Annotated in this window: 1 protein-coding gene; it reads left to right on the top strand. The window is 58.9% G+C overall.

The window, feature by feature from the left end; translation table 11 throughout:
• Positions 1-232 (top strand): OprD family outer membrane porin (locus tag NPS56_RS30990; RefSeq protein ID WP_274078173.1); only part of this gene is annotated, 232 nt, incomplete at its 5' end.
• Between the last annotated feature and the right edge of the window lie 327 nt (positions 233-559).

Below are 559 nucleotides of genomic sequence, written 5' to 3'. Positions count from 1 at the left end.
GGGCCTGACCTTCATGGCGCGCTACCTCACCGGCGACAACATTGACCTGGGCAACAACCGTCCCGAGGGCAAGGAATGGGAGCGCGATACCGACATTGGTTATGTGGTGCAAAGCGGTGCATTGAAAAACGTCGGCGTGAAATGGCGTAACGCGACGGTTCGCTCGACCAACTTTGGCAGCGACCTGGATGAAAACCGCCTGATCCTCAGCTATACGTTGCCGATCTGGTAAGCCGAAGCAAGATCAAAAGATCGCAGCCTGCGGCAGCTCCTACTGGAAGATACGTAACTTCAAATGCACACATTACCCTGTAGGTGCCGGCTTGCCGGCGATGGCGACCTCACAATCTCCCCATCTCCCACGGCCGTACCCGATCCACTCACAACCGACCCATCTCCCACGGCTGTACCCGATCCACTGTAGGAGCTGGCTTGCCAGCGAAGGCGACCTCACAACCGACCCATCTCCCACGGCCGTACCCGATCTACTGTAGGAGCTGGCTTGCCAGCGAAGGCGACCTCACAACCAACCCATCTCCCACGGCCGTACCCGATCCAC

It is taken from the genome of Pseudomonas putida (assembly GCF_028682635.1).
GTDB lineage: Bacteria > Pseudomonadota > Gammaproteobacteria > Pseudomonadales > Pseudomonadaceae > Aquipseudomonas > Aquipseudomonas putida_AE.
The sequence above is the reverse complement of the archived record's forward strand: the minus strand, read 5'-3'. Positions and strand labels throughout refer to the sequence as shown.